The organism is Escherichia sp. KTE96, from assembly GCF_000408525.1.
GTDB classification, from domain to species: domain Bacteria; phylum Pseudomonadota; class Gammaproteobacteria; order Enterobacterales; family Enterobacteriaceae; genus Escherichia; species Escherichia marmotae.
The window spans coordinates 1435639-1459203 of sequence record NZ_KE137149.1; the positions used below are offsets into that span (position 1 = coordinate 1435639).

Sequence of the window (23565 nt, forward strand, 5' to 3'; positions counted from 1 at the left end):
TTTCAGTGCGGCACAAATACGGTTTTTTTAAGCTTCCCTTTGAAACAGTACAAATACCTCTCCCACAGGCATAGCTATTATGAAGGAGGTAGAAGATACATATATTAAATATCACCTAAGGGAATTGTTTTTTGATGTAATTAATAGAAGTGGAGGAATAAATAGGCATATTCTACAATTGCAACAAAAACAACAATATTAATCAGTTTATTACTGATTTCCTGTATCTTATTCTCTTTCATTGGTATTTCCTCGCTTTAAAAAGAGCGCACCTCATAAGCGCCTTGTATATAGATAGCGAGTTTGGTCAACCAATTTTTTGAGGTGTATCACAAATTTGAAAAGATGTATTACATCAATTATTACTAATCGCACAAAAGTGATCCATATTCGACACCTGAAATTGGCCCTGAGGATTACTCTGCTCTTCTTGTAAGATCCCCGCGTAATTGTGCTATTCACATTTAGAGAGCACCGTATTTACAGCCCGCAGAGGCTGTATTTTCGCCGTAAGGGCAAGTCATGGAATCGATGCTCATGATAAACAGTCAGTTACTATTTACTTATAGATTTCAGCAACACCATGCAGTTTGTTATTCCCAGTCGTAGACAGGATTTTGAACGACGTTGCTCCTTGCTCATCAGCTTTACGAGAAAGCGCATTTGATACCTCATCAAGCGTCAGGGCATTACTGACTGAAACTACACCAATCTTTTCTTTGCCATCTGCATGACGAATCTCCTCAGCAGCAGATGCGGTATTTACCGAAATGAATCCCATGAATAATGCAGTAATTAGTAGTGCTTTCATATCTGATACCTGTTTTGAACGATATATTTGGAAGTTGACGAATATCAGGAGGAGCCTCCTCCTTCTTGATATGTAAATATACAGTTCTAAACTGTCATAAGACTGACTGTCATATGACAACGTTGTCAGATTTTTGAATTTTTTGAATACAGATTCAGGTCGTTAATAATGCATTCCGGTTCTTCAGTAAGGGGCATATTGTTTATATCGAAAACCCCATCATTTTTTTGTGGATTATCACTTTGCAACTCTGCAAACAGAGGGGTGAGATCCTGCTGTGCTTCTCCTCGCTCTGCGACCAGTTCGAACGTTTTATTTTTTGCTGCATCGTTGCTCAGAGCAGTTACCAGAACCTGGGCGATTTGTTCCCGGGAGATAACACCATCTTCCGGTGTTCCCGCATGGCGTCTATCCCCCTGAAGCATAACGATTCTGTGCTCATCATCATTGTTGTAATCAAACCAGCCGGGTCTGACGATAGTGTAGGTATGCCCACTGGCTCTGACCAGGCGTTCAGCTCGTCTTTTCCAGTCATGAACTTCAGTACGTTGATTCCAGCTACTGAGGCGCTCAGTAACGCCAATTGTTGTCATCAGGGCGATGCGAACAGGTGTAGCCATGAATCTTCGCAAAATGTTACGTACACCGCCGTAATCTATCGCTCTGGCACCAATACGTCCCTGACCATCGGAGCCAAGTGTAAAAATGATGGCATCAATATCTTTCGGTAAATCGGTGAGTGTTTCAGGTATTGAAACATCGCCATAGAAAATATCTGTTCCACGAGGGAGTAATTTGATTTTCCGCCGATTCCTGACCAGAGCCACGGGCTGATGGCCCATTGCAATAGCAGTATTCACAACATGAATGCCAATGCTTCCTGTCGCTCCTGCAACGAGTATTTTCATGATAAACCTTCTGATAATTCAGCCTTATTTTCGATACAGCCAGAATATCAATTATCATTATTGTCAATAATGGGGCTAAAATGATTGTGTCTATGAACACCCTTCATGAGTGCGTTTTGAAGGGAATGCTTCTACAAGGAAATCGCCAATGCTCAAAGAAAACTTCAACGAATTGCAAATATTTCTTGTGGTGGCAAGGGAGCGAAGTTTTACCAAAGCCGCGGGCAAACTCGGTGTTTCTCAGTCTGCTCTCAGCCATGCGATTAAGGCGCTGGAGGAAACATGCGATTAAGGCGCTGGAGGAAAGGCTAAATATCCGCCTCTTAACCCGAACTACCCGCAGCGTGGCTCCCACGGAAGCAGGGGAGAGAATAATTGCCTGTCTTGAGCCTCGTATTGACGAGCTTGAACAGGAGCTGGAATCACTTATTCAACTGAACGGCACGCCCTCCGGGAATATTCGTTTATCTGCCGGGGAACATGCTGCGCGCAGTCTGGTCTGGCCGAAGCTAAAACCGTTCCTCAGGGAGTATCCCGAAATCAATGTTGAACTGGTGGTAGATAACGGTTTTGTCGATATTGTTGAAGGCCGCTTTGATGCCGGGATCCGTCTGGGTGAAAGTGTGGATAAAGATATGATTGCCGTGAAGATTGGACCTGATATGCGGATGGCCGTGGTGGGAGCACCGGCGTATTTTGCGGCTAATTCCTTACCAGAAACGCCTCACGATCTACAAAATCATCAGTGTATCAATATGCGTTTGCCAACTGCCGGTGGAATTTATCACTGGGAGTTTGAGCGAGAAGGAAAACCGTTACGGGTCAGAGTTGATGGGCAACTGACGTTTAATCTGCTGCCAGAAAGAATTGATGCAGCATTATCAGGATTTGGTATCGCCTGTGTTCCCGAAAACTCGGTTCAGGATTATGTAAAGTCAGGCGAACTTATTCAGGTTTTACAGGAGTGGTGTCCTTCTTTCCCTGGATATTATCTTTACTATCCCAGCCGTAAGCAGCACCCGCCTGCTTTTGCGCTGTTGATCGATGCACTTCGCTACTCGGAATAACGGGTCCGCATTTTGCTGTGGACCCGTTTGGGCATCAACGACCTACGCGTGCCTGGTGCTCAGGCGAGTAACGTTCACCGACGATTTTAATTGTTTCCAGTGCCAGGGTTATCTGCTGTGTATCTTTCTGCGAAAGAATAATGTCGACAGCGCCCAGGTTTTCTTCCAGCCGGTGCAGTTTAGTGGTGCCCGGGATGGGAACAATCCACGGTTTTTGTGCTAACAGCCAGGCCAGTGCAATTTGGGCAGACGTTACCCCTTTCTCTGCAGCCAGCTCACCCAACAACGTGACCAGTTTTTCATTGGCTTCAATGGCTTGTGCAGCGAAACGCGGTACGGTGCTGCGGTAATCATCCTTACTAAAAGTTGTCCCTGGTTTAATTGACCCCGTCAGAAAACCTTTACCTAATGGGCTGAATGGCACAAAACCAATTCCCAGCTCCTCCAGCAACGGCAGAATTTCCTGCTCAGGCTCACGCCACCACATGGAATATTCGCTTTGCAGGGCGGTGACAGGTTGTACTGCATGTGCACGACGAATGGTTTGCGCACCCGCTTCGGACAGACCGAAATGTTTGACTTTACCTTCTGCGATAAGGTCTTTCACCGTTCCAGCAACGTCTTCAATCGGGACATCTGGATCGACACGGTGTTGATACAACAGGTCAATAACATCTGTCTTCAGACGGCGTAATGATCCTTCAACGGCTTCACGGATATGTTCCGGGCGGCTGTTTAAAATCTGCTGCTTATTATCATCACCGAAGGTAAAGCCAAATTTAGTGGCAATCACCACGCGGTCACGAAACGGTTTTAAGGCTTCGCCAACAACTTCTTCATTCAGATACGGACCATACACTTCGGCGGTATCGAAGAAGGTAACGCCACGTTCAACGGCAGCGCGAATGAGTTCGATAGCCTGACGGGTATTTGTTGCCGGACCGTAGCCGTAGCTCAAGCCCATGCAACCGAGTCCAAGGGCGGAGACTTCGAGTCCGGATTTACCCAGATAACGTTTTTGCATTGAATGAATACCTCTTTTATCGCGGCTTAAACATCAAGTTTGCGGCCAGTCAGCCATTCCACCATTGCGGGATCGCGGTGAGAGAAGAACGCGCTGGTTGCAGTATCAAGGGCAGTAATCTGCAGCATATCTTCAGGACTGAGTTCAAAATCAAGAATGTTAATGTTTTCTTCCATGCGTTCTTTTCGTACTGATTTCGCCAGCGAAACGATGCCTCGTTGGTAGATCCAGCGCAAAACAACCTGACCCACGCTTTTGCCGTATTTCTTGCCTATTGCCGCCAATACAGGATGCTGGAACAGACCATTTTTACCTTCCGCAAACGGTGCCCAGGCTTCTGGCTGAATACCACGACTTTGCATCCACGGAACGGCCTGTAATTGCTGGTTGAAGGGGTTAACTTCAATCTGGTTCACCGCCGGAACGACTTTATTAAAGGCGATAAGGTCAGCCAGTCGGTCAGGGTGGAAGTTACTGACGCCAATAGCGCGGATCTTGCCTGCCTGTTGCAGTTCTTCCATGGCGCGCCAGGCACCGTGGACATCGCCGTATGGCTGGTGAATCAAATACAGGTCAACGTAATCAAGTTGCAGTCGATTCAGTGAGCGTTCGAACTGGGCTTTGGCACCTTCGTAATTCGTATCCTGCAACCAGAGTTTAGTGGTGACAAAGAGTTCGTTACGCGCAATACCACTTTGTTTTAGCGCATTCCCAACCTGGGTTTCATTCTGATATGAAGCGGCGGTATCAATCAGGCGATAACCGGTGTCAATAGCGTCAATAACCGCTCTTTCGCATTCGGCGGCATCTGTCATCTGAAATACACCAAAACCCAGCAAGGGCATTTCAATACCGTTGTTCAGTTTTACAGTTTGCATGGTGTTACCTCCCGTTATTGTTCACGGGAAGCATAACGTAAAGGGAGTGATGAGATTAGACGGAAGGATTTGTCAGGGGCTATGAACAAAATTCATTAATCCGCCAGAATGCAGATTTGAGTGGCCTAGTAACCAGGTGGGTCTATTTTATTAATGAATTATCTGCATAAGTGAAATCACAATTTGCATACTAATCGGGAGTTGTATTTTAACTTAGAATAATGATCCATACGTGATGGAGGTGCTTACCGTGGAATTTTCTGTATTAAGCAACAATCTTAAAATGCCGATGGTCGGTTTTGGGGTTTTTCAGGTTACCGATAAAGAAGAATGTAAACAGTCGGTGTTGAGTGCTATCCGGACAGGTTATCGTCTTATCGATACTGCTGCGGTATACGGTAATGAAGATGCTGTCGGTGAAGCGGTTCGTGAGGCCATTTCGGAAGGTCTTTGTACCCGAGAGGAATTATTTATTACCTCAAAACTTTGGGTACAGGACATGGTCGATCGCGATACAGCAAAAGCAGGAATTGAAGCATCGTTAAAAAAATCGGGCCTTGAATACTTTGATCTCTATTTATTGCACCAGGCAATGCGCGATTATTTCAGTGCGTGGCGCGCCCTGGAAGAGGCTTATGATGAGGGGAAACTGAAAGCGATTGGTGTTTCCAACTTCTATCCTCATGTATTAGCAAATTTTTGTGAAACTGTCAGAGTAAAACCAATGGTAAACCAGGTGGAACTGCATCCCTATTTTGCTCAACCTGAGGCGCTGGCAACGATGAAGTACTATAATGTGCAGCCTGAAGCCTGGGCTCCATTAGGCGGTGGAAGACATAAGCCATTTGAAAACAAAATGCTTCAGAGTATTGCAAATACTCACCAGAAATCGATTTCTCAGGTAATCCTGCGCTGGAATATTCAACGAGGCGTAGTTGTTATACCGAAATCGACTCATCAACACCGTATTGAGGAAAATTTCGCCATCTGGGATTTTTCCCTGACAGATGAAGAAATGGAACAAATTAGTTCACTCGATTTAGGCTATGTTGGCGAATCCGTAAAACATTTTAATCCTGAGTTTGTTCGTGGTTGTCTTGGCGTAAAAATACATGACTGATTTTAGTATTTGTTGAGCTATATCATTTGGATGAGGATGTTTTATCTGAGCGTACAGGCTTTATTTTATAAAGTAGTCACATTCAGACAATATGGCTTTTAGCCAGTGCTTTAAGGATATGATCCTTAAATTATTAATCATTTCACAATGAAGAGGCACGTTATGAAAACTATTGGTTATGCTGCACTCTCTGCCGACGCAAAGCTGGTTCCTTATCATTTTAAACGTCGTGAGTTACGTGACAATGATATTGCCATTGAAATTCTTTATTGTGGCGTTTGTCACTCAGATTTACATACAGTTAATGGCGACTGGGGGCCTCAACCTTATCCGTTAATTCCGGGGCACGAAATTGTTGGTGTCGTGAGATCAGTGGGGCAGGGGGTTAAAAAATATCAGGTAGGTGATCATGTTGCCGTTGGCTGTATGGTCGATAGCTGTATGCACTGCGACCAGTGTGAGCAGGGCGAAGAGCAGTATTGCCGCCACGGGATGACGCCAACTTATGGTGCTAAGGATCGGATTAGCGGCGAAATCACTCAGGGAGGCTACTCCAAACATATTGTGGTACGTGAGGAATTTGTCCTGCGGATCCCTGAAAATATGGATTTAGCGAAAACCGCGCCGATTCTCTGTGCAGGTATCACCACGTTCTCACCATTACGTACCTGGAATGTTGGCCCTGGCAGCCGTGTTGGCGTTATTGGGTTAGGCGGATTAGGCCATATGGCGGTAAAACTGGCCGTTGCGATGGGGGCTGACGTTACTGTGATTAGCCGGACGAAAAGCAAAGAGGATGAGGCAAAATCGCTCGGTGCAAAAGGCATTCTCCCGTCTTCAGACCCCGAGGCATTACAAAGCTCAGCCTGCGCATTCGATTTGATTATCGATACAGTTCCCGTTAAACACGACCTGAATATCTACACCCCATTACTAGATATTGATGGTTCATTAGTTATTGTTGGCCAGGTTGGTCCTGTGGAAGAACCTTCAACGATCCCTCTGATTATGGGGCGTCGCCGTGTTGCAGGTTCACTCATCGGTGGTATTGCAGAAACACAGGAAGTGCTGGATTTCTGCGCGAAGCATAATGTCTATCCCGAATGTGAAATGATCAATATTGATCAGATAAACGATGCTTTTGCCCGCCTTGCAAAAGGGGATATGGCGCATCGTTTTGTCATTGACATGGCTTCACTGAATGGCTGAGTAACGGAGTAATTCAGAGCAGCGATTCTTTATATTTACCAATAAATCACAAAATTGAACCGCTGCTCTGGTGAAACTCCTTTTACGCGCAACAACGATGAATGCCATCAAATCATGAAGATTCTTTCGTGCTTCTCATTGCGGAAAGGAAAGAGTATCAGTTTGTATCCTGATGTGACGGAATATGGGAAGTCCCAACATAAAGGGAGCGCGAGTCAGCCCCCTTTGCTTAATTAATCAAGTTTTTTGTCATGAATGAATTTACTGACCAAATCAGCGATTTGCACATTATTCAGGTCAGAGAACGGGAAGTGGGTATTACCTTTTATCCCTACTTCAGGCAGATGCGTCACCGTCACATCCCCACCATGCTTGTTAACCACGTCACGCCACGTACGCGCCATTGCCAGGCGTACTCGCCAACTGTCCTGCGCGGGCATGGCTACAGGCTTATCCGGTATGTTATCGCCGTAAATAATCAGAATCGGGATTTTAGTCAGCGCCATAAACTGCTCCATTGGCACTGGTTCACCCTTCAGCGTGTCGAACGCACTTGGCATAGGGGGTGGGAGTTCTTTTTCCGGGAACACAAAGCCACTTCCTGGCTCGAAGGCGACAATGGCTTTTACCTTGTTGTTTTTTATCGCGGTATACCAGCCTGGACCACCACCCTGAGAGTGAGTGAAGAGGATTGCCGGACCTGATTTATCCACTACGGCAGACATCGCATCAGAGATGACATTGACATCAAACGGCCCTGTATTCGGGGTCATCTGGCGGAAATACTGATTCAGTGCCTCTTTGTCGTGGGAAAACTGAACGCCTTTAAAATACGCTGGCCACACGCCAACACGGAACTGGTTAAACCACATCTGCTCATCGGGTTTTGGTGTAACCGTACTTTCTACAGTGGTACGTCCGGCATCACCCCGACGCGGCTGATCGACAATATACGTGGAGAATCCGCGACGCAGGAATATGTTCTGGAATCCTTCACGACCATCCGGCGTACTTTCCCAGGTACGGGAAGATTGACCTGCGCCGTGTAGCATAACGATGGGATATTTATGCGGATTCTCCGGGATTTGGTAGAACACTGATGCATGATCGCCATGATAAGTTTGCCCCGCCGAGTCCAGCGGCTTTTTCGCATCAAATGTTCCTGGCGCGGTGATGATGGTGCCCCCGGCAGAAAAGCTTCCTTGTTCCTGAATGACCAATGGTTCGGCAGAGACCGACTGCGCCGCCAGACCTCCTGCCATCATGCAGATAGCCAGCGTTTTTAAGACAGTTTTCAAGATTACATCCTCTGTTATGGTTGCCGTTCAATCATATCTGAGTTACCAGCGTTAATTATTTTGCCCCCTTGATTGCCTTTATTTGGCAGATTCATGAATGCGGATGATGAATCACATATGTTCTCTGATCAGGGGGCCAGTCTGCATGGCGACCTTCTCTATTTGCTTTCAATCGCTTTTTGCAGTGCCTCTTCAGCTCTTGTGGCCGCATCATGGTCACCATGTTCACGCAGAACCTGTGCCAACTGCCGTAACTGCGCTGCTGTCAGGCCAACTCTCATGCTTGCTCGCGTATGTGACAACAATTGGGCTTCAATGCCTGGCGTGGCTGCTAATGCGCCAACTGTTGCCAGTTCACGGCTTTGCCAGTCGAGGTTATCGCGGGCGAAAATGTCCCCGAACAGATGCGTTTGCAGGAATTGATTTATCGTGGGCGCAAAATCAAACAGTGGCCCCTGGACAGGCGCTCCTGCGATTTTAGTCTGGTTTGCGATACCGACACGGCGAAGTTCATCCCCGACGGGAACCGGGGCGATTGGCTCTTTACCTTCAATGTCTTCGATGCCACGTTGTTTACGTGCTTCGACGACTTTCATCAGCTCATTCAGAGCATTCAGGCTGCGGGGGAATCCGGTATAGGCATAGAGCTGGATGAGAATTTCTTTAGCTTCGTTTATCGTGAGTCCTGCATCAAGTCCCTGATTAAGTGCTGCATTCAGCTTATCCATCTGACTGCTGGCCATTGAGGCGGCAATCAACGGGATGGCCTGCTGGCGAGCTGAAAGCGTATCTGAAACCGTGTATTCATGATTCATTTTGGTAGCTCCTTTATTGATGAGCGCAGCATTTGCGGTAAGCGCAAAACCAAAGGTTAGCAGTACCGCTGCCGTTAATATCTTAATGGGCGTGGTATTGTTCATCTGTCACTAACTCCTTCCAGTTAACGCTTTTGCCATCCACCACGCCGGTTATTGCCAGATGTGTCATCGCGCTACCGGGGGCTGCACCATGCCAATGTTTGACGCCCGCCGGGCAAGAGACAACATCGCCAGCACGGATCACCTGTACCGGCTGGCCTTCTTGTTGGGTGAGCCCAACACCAGCGGTCACAATCAGCCGCTGACCAGCCGGATGAGTATGCCAGGCGGAGCGAGCGCCTGGTTCAAAGGTGACATAAGCCGCGGAAACACGGATGTCGTTGTCTGCGTTGAACAGCGGATCAACCCGGACACGACCGGTAAAGTTCTCCGCTGATCCGTACACCGCATTCTGGCTTCCGGCGGGAGCAATATGGACAGCGGAATTTTGCTCCACTGCCCAGGATGAAGCGGTGAAGAGTGGCAGTAGTAACCCGAGATAACGTAACTGTCTGATCATGCAAAGCGTCCTTATCTACGATGATGGAGGGGATGCAATGATTCTAATCAGCGTGACATGTCGTCAGGCTGACGCCTCCCTGACAATTTTGTCAGTTAACGCTGCACCAGACTCAGTGCCTGAAGGCGAATTGCCCGCTGTTTTATTTGCTTGCATCGCAAAGGTGAGGCCAAATGTATTGATGCCACCTTCACTACGGGCAAAGGCATCTCCCCGGTGCATAATAGCGACGGCGCGCACAATCGACAGACCCAACCCATGATGGGCATCACTTCTTGCCCGGGAGGTGTCGATGCGATAAAACCGCTCAAAAAGCCGGTGTAAGTGCTCAGGTGCTATCGGATCGCCCGGATTGGAAACTTCAACACAGGCCTGATTATCTCTTTCGCTTAACCGCACGGTAATCGTGCTATTGGAGGGGGAATGTCTTGCGCTATTTTCCAGTAAATTGGCCAGTGAGCGGTGGAACAGCCGCCGATCGATAAGCGCAGTGACATCGCCTTCAACATCCAGCGAAAGCTGTTTTTCTGTAAAAGAAGGCTCGACATATTCTGCTGTCTTAAGGGTTTCTTCTCGCAAGGAGACTTGTTTAAGCTGAGACGCATGTTCCCCCGCGTGGGCATGAGACAGGAACAGCATGTCATTGACAATAGACGTCATACGTTCAAGCTCTTCCAGATTCGAGCCCAATAATTCTTCCAGTTCTTCATAAGATCGTCGGCGTGATAGCCCCAGTTGCGTTTGGCCAATCAGGTTAGTCAGCGGCGTGCGAAGTTCATGAGCAACATCAGCATTAAAACTTTCAAGTTGCCGCCAGGCGATTTCCTGGCGCTCCAGCACGCCATTAAATGATGAGGCCAGTTGCTGCAACTCTTCGGGCAAGGCTCTGGCATCCAGTCGCTGACTATGATCCCCTGGTGCGAGATGTTGCGCCTGCTTACTGAGCATTCCCACCGGACGCAGGCCAATCTTTGAAACAACGTAGCCCAGCAGGGCGACGATCGCTACGCCCAGAGCAGTAATGATCAACAGTGTCCGCGTAAAGGCATTGAGCGTGCCCATGTACGGCGTGGAGTCAATGGCGACCACATAACGTAACTCAGGTCTTTCACCGTTTGCCGGGATCGTTTTCACTAACAGAAACAGCGAGCATGCGCCCTCTGATGCGCCGGGTACTTTATTAAATCCCTCCCGCAAAGAAGACCACTGAACTCCCACTGGCGGTATTCCTCCCACGCTGAAACGCGGGTTATCGCTGACTATCCAGTAGCGCACGCGCTCACCTTCGGAATTGGCTAATACGGTGAATTTATTGGCAAGCGTGGACCAACCGTCGGCTGAGGTTCGAGCGGTGATCCACGGACTCATCAATGATTCCCTGAACAACAGTTCGTTGTGCATCTGTTTTTGTAAGGAATCATGCAAAGAGCTTCTGAGCAGGATGCCAATAACGGAAACAATCAGCAGCGCGGATAAGGCAAACATCAGCGCCTGGTGGACAGAGATGGAACGCTTGAGCATGCTTATCCCCTTTATTTACTCAGGCCGGACTTCGAGGACATACCCCATGCCGCGAACGGTATGAAGCAACTTAACGTCGAATGGGGCATCAACTTTGGCGCGTAAACGTTTAATAGCGACTTCAACCACATTGGCATCACTATCAAAATTCATGTCCCAGACTTGTTCGGCAATCATCATCTTTGACAGGATCTCCCCTTGATGGCGAGCGAGCAAACTCAACAGGGAAAACTCTTTCGCGGTTAGTTCCAGTCTCGTTCCTCCGCGAAATACCCTGCGCGCCAGTAAGTCGAGATGCAGATCCTGAATATGAAGCTGAGTGATGTCTGCGCCATCCGTAGGGCGGCGACGCACCAACGCCTGAATACGCGCCACCAATTCAATGAGTGAAAAGGGCTTAGGGAGATAATCATCTGCTCCCAGACGCAGCCCTTTGACGCGTTCGTCGACCGATCCCCGTGCTGACAGCATCAGCACGGGGGTCTGTTTCCTGGTCCGGACGCCTTCCAGCACCTGATAACCATCCATTCCGGGTAGCATCACATCAAGAATTATCGCGTCGTAGTCTAATTCCAGCGCATAATGAAGCCCTTCAGCGCCATTGGCAGAAATATCAACGATGAACCCTGATTCTTTTAATGCACGGCTGATATATGTCGAGGTTTTCTCTTCATCTTCTATAAGTAAAAGGCGCATAATATTTATCCCGCTCCATTAATGATTTTAGGGCACTGGTTTATTTATCGAGTCCTTTATCGTGTAACCACGATGCCATTATCCCGGCAATCTCCTGATTATTCTTTTCCGCCATCAGGAAATGAGAATTGCCTTTGATGCCAATATCAGGGAGATGGACAAGGGTAGCATCTCCACCGTGACGGTTGATGGCCATAACAAATTGCTTTGCCATTTCATATTCACTTCTCCATTTATCCGGGCCAACGGCCGTATCCGGTTTTTCAGCAATAAAATCGCCATAATAAATAACGATTGGGATCCGCGTGAGTTTGAGAAACTCGTTCATGGGAACTCCCATCGCGGAAGCGCTCAAGGGGGCAAATGTGGTTTTCACCGGGGATGGCATCTCATTTTCCGGGAAGATAAATGGTGTTCCACCTGGCTCATAAGCAACAATAGCTTTTACATTGTCGGTATAAAAGGGGGTTCTCCAGCCAATAGTGCCGCCCATCGAGTGAGTGATTAAAATACCCTGGCCAATTTTTTCAAATAACTGAGCAAGTGTTTTCGCATTCAGCTCATTATCAAGTTCTCCTGAGTAGGGATTCCAGGAACGCTGGAATGCTTCAATACTTTCAGGATTGTCAGGAAACTGCGAATTTTTAAATACGCCCTGTTCATTGCCAACACGGGACAACAGAAAAAATGTCTTGTCGGCATACATAGGATTGCCCGCCCAGGGATTTTTACCCGTATCATCTTTGGTTGATAAACCGGCTTCACCCATACGGGGTTGGTCAACGAGATAAACACTATAGTTTTTTTTCAGGAAAATATTCTGGAATCCATCGCGTCCATCTGGTGTACTTTCCCATGTTCTTTTGGTTTGTGCCCCGCCATGCTGGAAGACCAGAGGATATTTATGTGTATTTACCGGAATTTGGTAGAAGACGTAAGCATGATCGCCATAAGCTGTCTGACCATCAGGAGACAGAAAATTTTGTTCTGAAAATGTGCCTGAATGTTTTACCGTTGTACCACCTACAGTAAAGCTTCCCTGGGTTTGTAATACAATATGCGGTTCTGCACTTTGGCTCTGAATGTTGTGCATTGCGCAACCAGAAACAGAAAATATCAGTCCGGACAACAAAACATTACCGACCGTTTTTTTGAAGGAAGTTTTATGGCTCATATATTATCTCTGATATTTTATTATGGCTTCAAATAGTGCTCCAGGTATTATCCAATACCTGTCATCATTGCTACGAGAGGCATCGTAATAAGTGACACCAGTGTGGTTAACGTTGCACCTTTAAGAGCTAACGGATAAACTTTTTTATTTAACATCTGAGCTAATAAGGGAGTTCCGGCACCAGCCGGCGTCGCTACCGCAGCCAGCAGGACACCCAGTAATAGCCCATTTGTAATGAATAACTTCATTATTAATATAATGACAAGCGGAATAATGACCATTTTAAAAAAAGTGAATACCCATACTTTTACATCCTTAAAAACAGATTTCCATTCGATATCTAACAGGAATGAGCCAATCAGTAGCATTGAAACCGGGCCAGTTATTGCGCCCAGCATTTTGATTGGTTGTGCAATGACGTAAGGAATGTGTATATTTGAAATATATAAAATTAAAGCAAGGATACAGGCAATAATCCCTGGGTTGATGACGTTTAACATATTTCTCAAGCTAAGCGCTTCAGCATTTCCACTCTGGTCTTTCATGCAGTAATAGCCATATGAAAAGAATAATAAGTTATATGGGAGTAAAAACACAGTGATATAAATCATGGCTTCAGCGCCATACAATGAATATATCATTGGGATCCCCATCATGGAAATATTGGTAAATGTTGTCATAACAGTAACCACACCATGATATTCTCTTTCATATCGTAAAACTCTTGCCAGTATACGGCTGCAAATAATCAGTAAAATAAGCGCAGTAAATGCAGATGCAAGCACGATGGAAAGTTCTTTTCCGGAAATATGTGGTTGGTCAGTGGTTATTCCGGAAAGTATAATGGCTGGCATCGCAAAGTTAAAAACAAGAGATGTGAGTTGGGGAGTGTTTCCTGGTGTAATGACTCCCACTTTACGAGCTATAACGCCAACGCCAATAAGAAGAAAGAAAATGATAAGTTGCTCAAGTGTCGCCATATTAATATCCTTGCCATGGTATATATAATAATTATTAACCCGGAAGCTGTGAATTTTATTTGTTGAACTGTTATAAGTGACTTATTTTATACGGGGTATATCACAACCGCTTAAGTCAGGTTGAGTATAGCAACATATTTATGTGCATTTGAGAGAGCTTTACCGATAGGGTTAATCAGCCTGATTCATAAATCAGGTCAGGGAAAGGGTCTGCGTTCTCTCATTTCAACCACCGACAACAGAAAACGCGATTATCAGGGGTGTTTCCTGACAAAAATGTTATTTAGCGGTCATGATGCTGACAGTTTTTTCTCTCTACCCTGTGTCTGAATGTTCCATCTCGCTTACCTTATGAACACGCATTTTTATCGGGAGAAACCATGAAATTGACTCTTTTAAGTGCAATGCTGATGACGGCGGTAGTCGGTATCACCTCAGCCAATGCAGCAGATTACAAAAAGAACCCATTTACTCTCGTTTATGACGGGGCTATCACCGAGAATGTCGCAGGTAAGGTCAATATCCATCCGGTGAAATATGATCTCCATGGCATTCAAATTGCAGCAAATGTGTATACACCGGCTAACTATGATCCTGCGAAAAAATATCCGGCAATCGTGGTGGCTCACCCTAATGGTGGCGTAAAAGAGCAGGTTGCCGGGTTATATGCCCAACGCCTGGCAGAACACGGATATATTACCATCGCCGCCGATGCTGCTTATCAGGGGGCCAGCGGAGGTCTGCCGCGTAACGTAGACAAGCCCGCAAATCGTATTGAAGATATCCACGGCATGGCTGACTTCATCAGTCAGTATCCCGGTGTTGATAGCACCCGTATTGGCTTGCTGGGGATTTGTGGAGGAGGCGGCTATTCACTTGTTGCCGCTGAGACGGATAAACGCTTCAAATCGATTGCCACCATCAGCATGTTTAATTCAGGTCTTGTGCGGCGTAATGGTTTTCAGAATTCACAGTTGGATACTATCCAGCAGCGGCTCCAGCAGGCTTCTGACGCACGCGCTCAGGAAGCAGCCGGAGGTGAAGTGCTTTACTCCGGTGATGCCAACCTGACTGATGAACAGATCGCTAAATTGCCATTTGCTTTGTACCGACAGGGCTATGAGTATTATTGGAAAACGCACGCACATCCAAATTCAACGTTTAAATACACCACAAGTAGTTTGCTGGATCTGATGAGCTTTGACGTGACAGACCATATCGATCTCATCAATCAACCACTGCTGATGATTGCCGGTACAAAAGCGGATACGTTGTACATGACTGAAGATGCATTCGCTAAAGCCACAGGTACGAAAAACAAAGAACTCTTCCTGATCGATGGCGCTACCCATATTGAGACCTATTGGGTGCCTGAATACGTTGACCAGGCGACGCAAAAATTAGACGTTTTCTTTGATAAGAATATTTAATTAACCTCCGATGCTCTCCAGCAGGCTGGGGTCAGTCTACCAGCCTGTATTAATTTGCCTACAAAACTGTGGCATTGATAACATTCTGATAGCTTACGTGGACTCGCTGACCGAGTTCCCGGATACTATAAACTGCATTTATCCACAAAAATAAGTCCAGATGTGTGTCATTAATCAGATACGTAACTTAATTAAATACATTGCTCAAAACATCACAAAGCCTTCATGGCTGATTTAAGGTTGGTATATCGCGTCAAAAAAAGCTGCAGAAAACAGAGCAGGACGAGTTGGGGAAAGATGGGGTATGCCAATTCAGAACTAGAATTTGGCATTGTTACAGTTAGCTATTTATTTCAAAGGTTGCTGGAATAATGTTATGACGCTGTAGGTTTTTGACATGACAAAGAATTCTGAATTCTCTCGTTGTGTTGGTTATGTTTTGTTCCTGTTATCATCTAAATCGAATAATTACCTTACACTCAAGTAAGCACGTTATCCTCATCCTCTTATGCCTCATTTATGCTATTGCAACTTATAATCGTGTCGATTTTGCTTGCAGGTTCAGTAAGAGAGTTAGCTGAAAGGTGAGTGTATCGATGACCCAGTTCGAGTGTGGTCACCCATTATTACCTTGAGTGCAAGTGACGTGATTATGTAATCACAACTATTTCATATTTTACACAAAATTGGATTTAGGGACGTGGATAAGAAACTATCATCTCTACCTGACTACTCGGCGTTAAAAAAACTGGCGTCTTCATTATGGCAACGTGACAATACCTATCACGGTGCAGCGGTAATGGTTGGTGCGGGATTCAGCAGAAGTGCAGCCACGACAGGTGATGCGCGTAAGAAACTACCTCTGTGGAATGATTTTTCACAGGCGCTTGCTACAGAGCTAAATTCCAGGAGCACTGATCCGCTCCGCCTGGCCGAGGAGTATTGTGCCTTTTTCGGTAAGTTAGCTCTTCATGATTTAATTAAGAAGACAGTGAACGATGTTGCGTGGTCTCCTGGTGAACTCCACCAGCGCTTACTTAAGTTACCCTGGTCTGAAGTACTAACGACCAACTGGGATACACTTCTTGAACGTGCCTCTACAGAACTTCATAGCCGTGTTTACAGCATCGTAAACAAACAGAGTGATCTTTCTTGCTGTCGATCGCCGCGAATAGTGAAGTTGCATGGAACAATCGATGTTACGGATGAACTGACTTTTACCCAAGAAGATTATCGAAGATATCCACAATCCTTAGCTGCATTCGTGAATTTTACTCGTCAGGTTTTTATCGAAAATGAACTCTGCCTGTTGGGTTTTTCCGGTGAAGATCCTAATTTTTTACAATGGGCCGGGTGGGTAAGAGATAATCTCGCTATGCATTCCCGTCGCATTTACCTCGTCGGTTCTTTGAATCTGAATGGACCAAAGCGAAAGTACCTTGAGTCCATCAATGTTGCCCCGATAGACCTGCATGAACTGGTTGCAGAATTCGATGATCAAGACGTGAAACATTTCGAAGCAACCAAAATTTTTCTTCAGTTTCTTGAGGAGAGTAAACCTGTTCCGGTCTGGGAATGGAAGCCTACACGACTACGTCCTAACACCTTCAGTGAAGAAGAAAATGCCAAATTGTATGACCCCTCACATGGTGCAAAGCTACTGGAAAATCAGCTTGCTTTGCTTAAGCAAGACAGAGAATCTTATCCTGGGTGGCTCGTATGTCCTGTGCATCTACTTGAGGATGTGAGCATGCAGATCAATTATCCCGTACCTGGCCTGCGGCATTTATCGCTAATGTCTGCGGAAAACCGTGAAGCACTTTTATACGAAATGAGTTGGCGCTTTGATAAATCATTCGAAGACTTGCCATACTGGATGGCTGAAGAGCTGCTCAAGGTGTGTGATCCTGCGAAACCCTGTTCACTCAGTAAAAAACAACAGCTGGAAATTGCACTTTTTTTGCTCAAAAACACCCGGCGAATAGCTTCTGACGAAAGTCAAAATATTATCCAGCTCACTAGTTCAATTCTGGAGAAAGGCACAAAGTACTGGCCAGAAAGCTACAATGAGCTGATTTATCACCAAGCCCTTGTTTCACGTGATGCTTTTGATTATTCAGTACTAGAAAAACTGGCCGACCAAATAGAAGGTAGTAGTGCAGTCTGGAAGATGAGAAAAGCCGCCTTGTATGCTGAATTGGGTAAATTTGAACAAGGTAAAAAATTCATCGCAGAAGCGCATCGTGAGCTTCTGGTACAATATCGACATAACCGTAACTCATTGTATATTCAGTCCCAGCTGGCATGGGCGCAGTGGCTGCTCCATGGAACAGCTCCTTGGTCTGCGAAAAATGATACAGAAATCATTTTTGCAGATCATCAGCGTTCAAAATGTAGCCCATGGGATCAGATTGAAAATATCCGTAATAGTATCAACAAGGTGCTGGAAGAACAGCAGAAACAGAAGACTATTGAACCATCTTTCGAAGCGGGATATTACAAAGATAACGCTTATCGGGTGACGTTCAGTAATGAATTGCATCCGTTACGGTTGTTTGAAGGGATATCTGCAACGGTTGGTATCCCGCTGCGCTGGCGATATATGAGTTTTCTGGTTACATATGCTGTCAAACTTACTGACCTGGAAGGCTTAAACAATCTCGACTATCTTACACTCGCTATTCGCTCGGCAAGCAGCGATAACTGTAAAGTTATGAATAGTGTTTTTTCCAGGCTTAGAATTGCATGCTTACCACAAGCCGATGCGGATACATTACTCAGCAGGTGTTCACTGGCGGTTGATTACTATATTGCAAAATTAACTAACTATTCGGGCGATGATTACAGGTATATTCTAGACCGACTGTGTGTGTTTATTGAAGTGCTTGCGCGCCTTTCAATACGTGCAACTCCCGACCTGGCAATACAATATTTTCGTCGGGCCTGTTCATTGTGCAATAAACTTGCGTTCCGTCATCCATTGTTAATCGATGCGTTGCGGGACCTGGCTAAGTTTACTCTGGAAAGTATACCTGAGAATCAGCACGTTAACGTTCTTCCTGATGCATTAGACATTCCGCTTGCGTCTGAATTCGGTGATGGAGAGCCGCGCATATGGATGAATCCGGTTATTCATTTTCCTGGCAAGAGATCGCAAAATCCGGCAATCGATCGCCGAATAGACGCTATTATTAACCAGATTATGCCGAACTCTGCAAAAAGTGCACCCGCACTCGAACGTCTGCTCCCTTTAATATCAAAGGGCTTTCTGACCCAAGAAGAGCGGCTAAAAATTCAGAATCGGGTCTGGAGTGAAGAACCGAATTTCACGGTATTGCCGGCGACAGGATTATATCCTTCAGCTCTGCTTGAAATACCTTCCCCGGAACCGAATGTCGTAGGCAAACTCGTCAAAAAATATCTATTTGATGTACAGGGCGATAGCCTGTTCGAGCAAGCCCGCCTTGCAAGTATGATTAATGCTGCTTTGAGTGAAAGTGCTAAGGTATTTCCTACGTCAGTACAGGCGAGTGATTTGTTTGAGCGGATGGTGATGTGGCAGCCGAAAAAACAAGAGAATGATATTCTGGGATTGTTGCAACAATGTGATGAGCAGTGCGCACGCTTGATTGGCAAAGCTCTTGCCAGATCAATAGTACCTGCACTACCTCAGTCGATTCTTACTGAAGACAATTTTCAGAAACTATATAATTTCGGTAAAAAATACGATATTCCTGTCGTACTTGTTGGCCTTCCTCGTTTTGTATATGAAGGTATAGTCCCTTCATATACTCTGGAAAAAATTCTTCGTCGGGAATTACAATCGAGAGAACCAAATACTATCGCTCATGCTTCCTATGCATTACTGGCGTGGCGAGAACATACTTCTTCATCCATGCTCGAAACTCTGATAAAGCGTTTTATCATGATTGTAGAGTCAGGTCGGATCGCCGGGCTTCAGGCGCTGATTTCGGTGGCCCATGAGATGTATTGCAAAGGCTTTCTGGATACGGAAAGTACAGCATCGTTAATTGATTCCTTACCCATTATTTTTGATAACACAGGGTACGAAAATATTGTTCCTTTTAGCCGAGAGTCTGTCAGTATCTCATTTGTTCGTGCTGCATGTATAAGACTTGCGAGTGAAATTTTACGTCGCAGTGATCAACAACATCCAGAATTACGACGTATCGTAGAAGAATCGATGAACGATGCGTTGCCGGAAGTCAGGAATGCGTATATAGCAACAGTACAGACTGAAAATTAAAACATAAAATTATCCGCTTGTGGTTGAATGGAGTTATTCAGCCACAGGCGATATTGTTAACTAATCTTGATAGGGAGGACAATGTCACAATCTAGTATCATATAGGGTTTAAATTCTGTTTATCTTAGTGTGGCTGCCGTAATTTAATGTGGCATGAGATTTTACCTTAAAAAAATAATATGTCGCTATAAGACTGCTTACCATGATTTATAACCTTTGTGATTTAATTCAGGTTGTTCCGAGTTGAATGAGAAACAAGAGACAGGAATAGGAAAGTATGAAGATAAACGTTGTTTAATTGGTGTCATGGTTATCGAAAATTATTACTACATATCGCTAATAATATAATTGAGCATCAAAATAGCGTCAGCCTCGCCTGTACAAAGAGAAGACTGACGCCTGAATAATGAGAAACAAATTCTGTTCTGATTATAAAAATTTAAACTTTAAAATCTGAACATGATTCATGACTTCGTTGGTTGAGGATATCCCGTGCTGAATCGGCCATTATCATGACTGCGCCAGCCAGCATCAGGGTATCCTTCAACACCAGACGACCGGCACCGGATAAATAAGGAAAACCATGATGAGCATCCCCCAGTGTGGGCACCCAGGCTTCAGGTGTGGTGATTAAAAATGAGAGTGTTACCAGAGGTGTGGCAAATGACATCAGTCCTCCCAATAAACCCAACCACCGGTTAACAGGGTTAGCCAAAACCAGTAGCGCAATCATCACCTCCACGACGCCAAGGCCATTGGAAAAACCATAGGTATTATTGGTAATTTGCCATGCCCGGGCTTCTGGCTTGTATTCGCCTTCGTGAGTCAGATACTGTTTATAGTCTTCCGGATGTTCATAGAAGAACGACATTAACGGACTGTTCGCGACGAATGGTGTAATGCTGTCTGCCTCGTAAGGGACAAACTTTAATAACCCAATCCACATAAAAACAATCGCAATGCTCAGTCGAATCAATGTCAGGCCAACTTTATCCCCCCGACTTAACAGGTGCAGGTATTTTTCCATTGTAAACATCCTTATTTATACAATACTGCCGTTGCGGTTGAGTTATTATCAATTCGCATTGAGGTGACTTTCCATGATGAAGCATCGTATTTTCTGGCAATATCGGCAATGGCATCCTCCAGAACTGTTGGTGAGGCTGATATTGACGAGACGCTGACATGTTTCAGAACTATTTTGTCATCTGCATTGGTGGAAAAAGCCATAACGCCAGATAATAGCGTTGCAAATAAAACAGTTTTTTTAAACATATAAAATACCATCAATGAAGTGATTAAGAAGTTATAGAATAAGCAAAAGCTAATAAAATGCTTTTCTCTGAGACGCCAGAATATTTGTCCTGGCGTCTGATTTTTGGGTTATTTGACTAATGAAAATAGATCATTGAGCGATTCGCTCATCGACGGGTGAGTAAAAATCTGATCGCGTAATACGCTATAAGGCAGTCCGGCATCCATCACCATTTTCACTATATTGATCATCTCGTGGGAATCAACACACAGCAGTGATGCCCCTAATATGCGTTGGGTTTTATTATCGACAATCGCTTTTAATACCCCACGGGTATCGTTCATCACTCTGGCGCGCGGAATTGCTGTTACAGGTAATGTTGCCACCTGAATATCCGCGCCGCTTTCCCTGGCCTGCTCTTCCGTTATACCAACCCGGGACAGCGGTGGAGTCATGAATACGGAATAAGGCACATTTTTCCGATCGTCTGTGCTACGTTTGCCTTCTCCCAGTAACTCATCGCGCACGATGCGGAAGTCATCCAGTGAAATATAGGTAAACTGTAGCCCGCCGGTAACATCTCCCATCGCCCAAATATTGTCCGCTGTGGTATGTAATTGCTTGTCAACGACAATTGCTCCGCGCTCGTTTACCGCGACACCGGCATTTCCTGGCTTTAACGAAGCAGCAGCCGGTTGACGGCCGGAAGCTATTAACAATGCATTCACCGCCAGTTGGGCGTGCCCGGTATGCACTTGCACTTTATTTTCATCGTGGCTGATTCGCTCCACATGGGCATTGAGGATAATATCGACGCCCTGTTCGCGTAAAATAGTCGCGATATTATCAGCAATATCCCGATCCTCACGAGGCAAAAACAGAGGCGCGGCTTCGAAAATAGTAACCTTACTGCCAAAATTGGCGAACATAGAGGCGAACTCAACGCCAATATATCCCCCGCCCAAAATACCTAAATGCTCGGGTAATTCCTTCAGATTCAGTAATCCGGTACTGTCATAGACGCCAGGCGTTGTGGTTATTCCAGGAATTGGCGGAATCACGGTTTGCGCACCGGTATTAATAAAAATTTTCTCGCCACTAATCTCCAGATTTCCCTCAGGTCGATGAATGCGCAGAATATGGTTATCGATAAACTCCGCTTGTCCGTCGATCACGTCGATATTGGTCATATCTGCAAGATTATGGAAATTCTTATCGCGTAATAAACTGACGACCTCATCTTTACGCTGCATGGCACTGGCAAAATCTACGTGCTGTTGTGCATCATGAACCAACGTCTTGGTCGGGATGCAGCCGATATTAATACAAGTCCCGCCATACATTGCGTTCGATTGTTCGATGAGGGCCACACGCCAACCCGCTTTAGCCAGCGTGACGGCTAATGTTTTTCCTGCCTTACCAAAACCAATAATAACTGCCTGATATTTATTCATGATAATTTCCTGTCGAAACGTATTCATTTGACATAATGACTATAGACGTAAAGGCAAAAATAATATTTCTTCACAACGCTTAAAATTTTGTCTTATCGTCTGGTGTTTGTTGTTTTTTAATCAGGGTCACAATATGACGATGATGATTAACTAATTGATGATATTAGATTAATGCTTATATAAGATTGCTGCTATCTGTAATCAATAACCACTCAGGAGTCTGATATGGATGCCCTTAGCCGTTTGTTGATGCTTAACGCTCCACAAGGAACGATCGATAAAAATTGCGAGTTAGGAAGCGACTGGCAGCTTCCACATGGCGCAGGAGAACTGTCGGTTATTCGTTGGCATGCGCTAACACAAGGTGCGGCGAAACTGGAAATACCGACGGGGCAGACCTTTACGTTACGCTCAGGGAGTGTGGTTCTGTTACCACACAATTCAGCGCATCGCCTGAGTCACGTCGAAAATGAATCGACCTGTATTGTCTGCGGCACTCTTCGACTGCAACGTTCGGCGCGTTATTTTTTAACCTCTTTGCCGGAAGTGCTGGTTTTGGCACCGGAAAGCGACAGTGTGGAATTTCACTGGCTGAGGGAAGCGATCCCTTTTTTACAACAGGAATCCAGATCGGCAATGCCGGGAGCGGATGCACTGTGTAGCCAGGTCTGCGCGACACTATTTACACTCGCGGTACGTGAATGGATTGCACAGGCTAATACAGAGAAAAACATTCTCAGTTTGCTACTGCATCCGCGTCTTGGTGCGGTGATCCAGCAAATGCTGGAAATGCCCGGATACGCCTGGACCGTCGAATCACTGGCCAGCATCGCTCACATGTCCAGGGCAAGTTTTGCCCAACTTTTCCGTGATGTTTCCGGAACTACGCCACTGGCTGTATTAACAAAGTTACGCCTACAAATAGCGGCCCAGATGTTTTCCCGGGAAACGCTCCCTGTTGTGGTGATTGCTGAGTCGGTAGGCTATGCCAGTGAATCATCTTTTCACAAGGCTTTTGTCCGGGAGTTTGCTTGTACTCCGGGAGAATATCGGGAAAGAGTCAGACAACTTCAGGAGGTTATCTTGTAAGCTAAGT

Annotated in this window: 20 protein-coding genes and 1 pseudogene; 6 read left to right on the forward strand and 15 right to left on the reverse strand. The window is 45.7% G+C overall.

The window, feature by feature from the left end:
• Positions 1–140: 140 nt before the first annotated feature.
• The 3 genes from ykgR to A1WG_RS07630 form a co-directional block, all read right to left on the reverse strand.
• The gene (ykgR, locus tag A1WG_RS07640; protein WP_000662202.1) at positions 141–242 is read right to left on the reverse strand and encodes a small membrane protein YkgR; all 102 of its coding nucleotides are present in this window, start codon (positions 240–242) and stop codon (positions 141–143) included.
• A gap of 317 nt (positions 243–559) precedes the next feature.
• A complete protein-coding gene (locus tag A1WG_RS07635; RefSeq protein WP_000645741.1) occupies positions 560–811 on the reverse strand; it encodes a YdgH/BhsA/McbA family protein in 252 nt (83 codons plus the stop codon).
• 125 nt (positions 812–936) lie between these two features.
• Positions 937–1719, reverse strand: a complete 783-nt coding sequence (locus A1WG_RS07630) for an SDR family oxidoreductase (protein WP_000699099.1) — start codon at positions 1717–1719, stop codon at positions 937–939.
• 148 nt (positions 1720–1867) lie between these two features.
• Between A1WG_RS07630 and A1WG_RS07625 the strand changes: the two are divergent.
• Positions 1868–2786: pseudogene (locus A1WG_RS07625) on the forward strand (LysR family transcriptional regulator).
• 34 nt (positions 2787–2820) lie between these two features.
• Here A1WG_RS07625 and A1WG_RS07620 read toward each other — a convergent pair.
• On the reverse strand, positions 2821–3810 hold the full coding sequence (locus tag A1WG_RS07620; protein WP_001515805.1) for an aldo/keto reductase: 990 nt from the start codon (positions 3808–3810) through the stop codon (positions 2821–2823).
• A 26-nt stretch (positions 3811–3836) separates the two neighbouring features.
• The gene (locus tag A1WG_RS07615; protein ID WP_001195264.1) at positions 3837–4688 is read right to left on the reverse strand and encodes an aldo/keto reductase; all 852 of its coding nucleotides are present in this window, start codon (positions 4686–4688) and stop codon (positions 3837–3839) included.
• A gap of 250 nt (positions 4689–4938) precedes the next feature.
• Between A1WG_RS07615 and A1WG_RS07610 the strand changes: the two genes are divergently transcribed.
• Positions 4939–5808, forward strand: coding sequence for an aldo/keto reductase (locus A1WG_RS07610; protein WP_001515806.1), 870 nt, complete (start codon positions 4939–4941; stop codon positions 5806–5808).
• A gap of 162 nt (positions 5809–5970) precedes the next feature.
• A complete protein-coding gene (locus A1WG_RS07605; protein WP_000848740.1) occupies positions 5971–7017 on the forward strand; it encodes an NAD(P)-dependent alcohol dehydrogenase in 1047 nt (348 codons plus the stop codon).
• Between the two features lie 233 nt (positions 7018–7250).
• On the opposite strand, the gene A1WG_RS07600 is transcribed toward A1WG_RS07605, so the two are convergent.
• The 7 genes from A1WG_RS07600 to A1WG_RS07570 form a co-directional block, all read right to left on the reverse strand.
• Entirely contained in the window at positions 7251–8315 is a 1065-nt protein-coding gene (locus tag A1WG_RS07600) for an alpha/beta hydrolase (RefSeq protein WP_000859697.1), read from the reverse strand.
• Between the two features lie 158 nt (positions 8316–8473).
• Positions 8474–9235, reverse strand: a complete 762-nt coding sequence (locus tag A1WG_RS07595) for a carboxymuconolactone decarboxylase family protein (protein ID WP_001515807.1) — start codon at positions 9233–9235, stop codon at positions 8474–8476.
• A complete protein-coding gene (locus A1WG_RS07590) occupies positions 9213–9692 on the reverse strand; it encodes a (R)-mandelonitrile lyase (protein ID WP_001515808.1) in 480 nt (159 codons plus the stop codon). The genes A1WG_RS07595 and A1WG_RS07590 overlap by 23 nt, the downstream gene beginning before the upstream one ends.
• A 63-nt stretch (positions 9693–9755) precedes the next feature.
• Positions 9756–11213, reverse strand: coding sequence for a heavy metal sensor histidine kinase (locus A1WG_RS07585; protein WP_001515809.1), 1458 nt, complete (start codon positions 11211–11213; stop codon positions 9756–9758).
• Positions 11214–11228: 15 nt separating this feature from the next.
• On the reverse strand, positions 11229–11909 hold the full coding sequence (locus tag A1WG_RS07580; protein ID WP_001237983.1) for a heavy metal response regulator transcription factor: 681 nt from the start codon (positions 11907–11909) through the stop codon (positions 11229–11231).
• A 40-nt stretch (positions 11910–11949) separates the two neighbouring features.
• On the reverse strand, positions 11950–13083 hold the full coding sequence (locus tag A1WG_RS07575; RefSeq protein ID WP_001515810.1) for an alpha/beta hydrolase: 1134 nt from the start codon (positions 13081–13083) through the stop codon (positions 11950–11952).
• Between the two features lie 47 nt (positions 13084–13130).
• Positions 13131–14063 carry an AEC family transporter gene (locus A1WG_RS07570; protein ID WP_001515811.1) on the reverse strand — a complete coding sequence of 311 codons (933 nt, stop codon included), beginning with the start codon at positions 14061–14063 and terminating at the stop codon, positions 13131–13133.
• 404 nt (positions 14064–14467) lie between these two features.
• Between A1WG_RS07570 and A1WG_RS07565 the strand changes: the two genes are divergently transcribed.
• On the forward strand, positions 14468–15493 hold the full coding sequence (locus A1WG_RS07565) for an alpha/beta hydrolase (RefSeq protein WP_370567165.1): 1026 nt from the start codon (positions 14468–14470) through the stop codon (positions 15491–15493).
• A gap of 700 nt (positions 15494–16193) precedes the next feature.
• Positions 16194–19760 (forward strand): SIR2 family protein, encoded by a 3567-nt coding sequence (locus A1WG_RS07560; protein ID WP_001515813.1) that lies wholly within the window; start codon positions 16194–16196, stop codon positions 19758–19760.
• Between the two features lie 439 nt (positions 19761–20199).
• On the opposite strand, the gene rclC is transcribed toward A1WG_RS07560, so the two are convergent.
• From rclC to rclA, 3 genes are all read right to left on the reverse strand, one after another.
• Positions 20200–20787 (reverse strand): reactive chlorine resistance membrane protein RclC, encoded by a 588-nt coding sequence (rclC, locus tag A1WG_RS07555; protein ID WP_001515814.1) that lies wholly within the window; start codon positions 20785–20787, stop codon positions 20200–20202.
• 11 nt (positions 20788–20798) lie between these two features.
• Entirely contained in the window at positions 20799–21035 is a 237-nt protein-coding gene (gene rclB, locus A1WG_RS0122110) for a reactive chlorine resistance periplasmic protein RclB (protein WP_000475158.1), read from the reverse strand.
• 108 nt (positions 21036–21143) lie between these two features.
• A complete protein-coding gene (rclA, locus tag A1WG_RS07550; protein ID WP_001515815.1) occupies positions 21144–22469 on the reverse strand; it encodes a reactive chlorine resistance oxidoreductase RclA in 1326 nt (441 codons plus the stop codon).
• Positions 22470–22694: 225 nt separating this feature from the next.
• Between rclA and rclR the strand changes: the two genes are divergently transcribed.
• A complete protein-coding gene (gene rclR, locus A1WG_RS07545) occupies positions 22695–23558 on the forward strand; it encodes a reactive chlorine-specific transcriptional regulator RclR (RefSeq protein WP_001515816.1) in 864 nt (287 codons plus the stop codon).
• Positions 23559–23565: the final 7 nt, after the last annotated feature.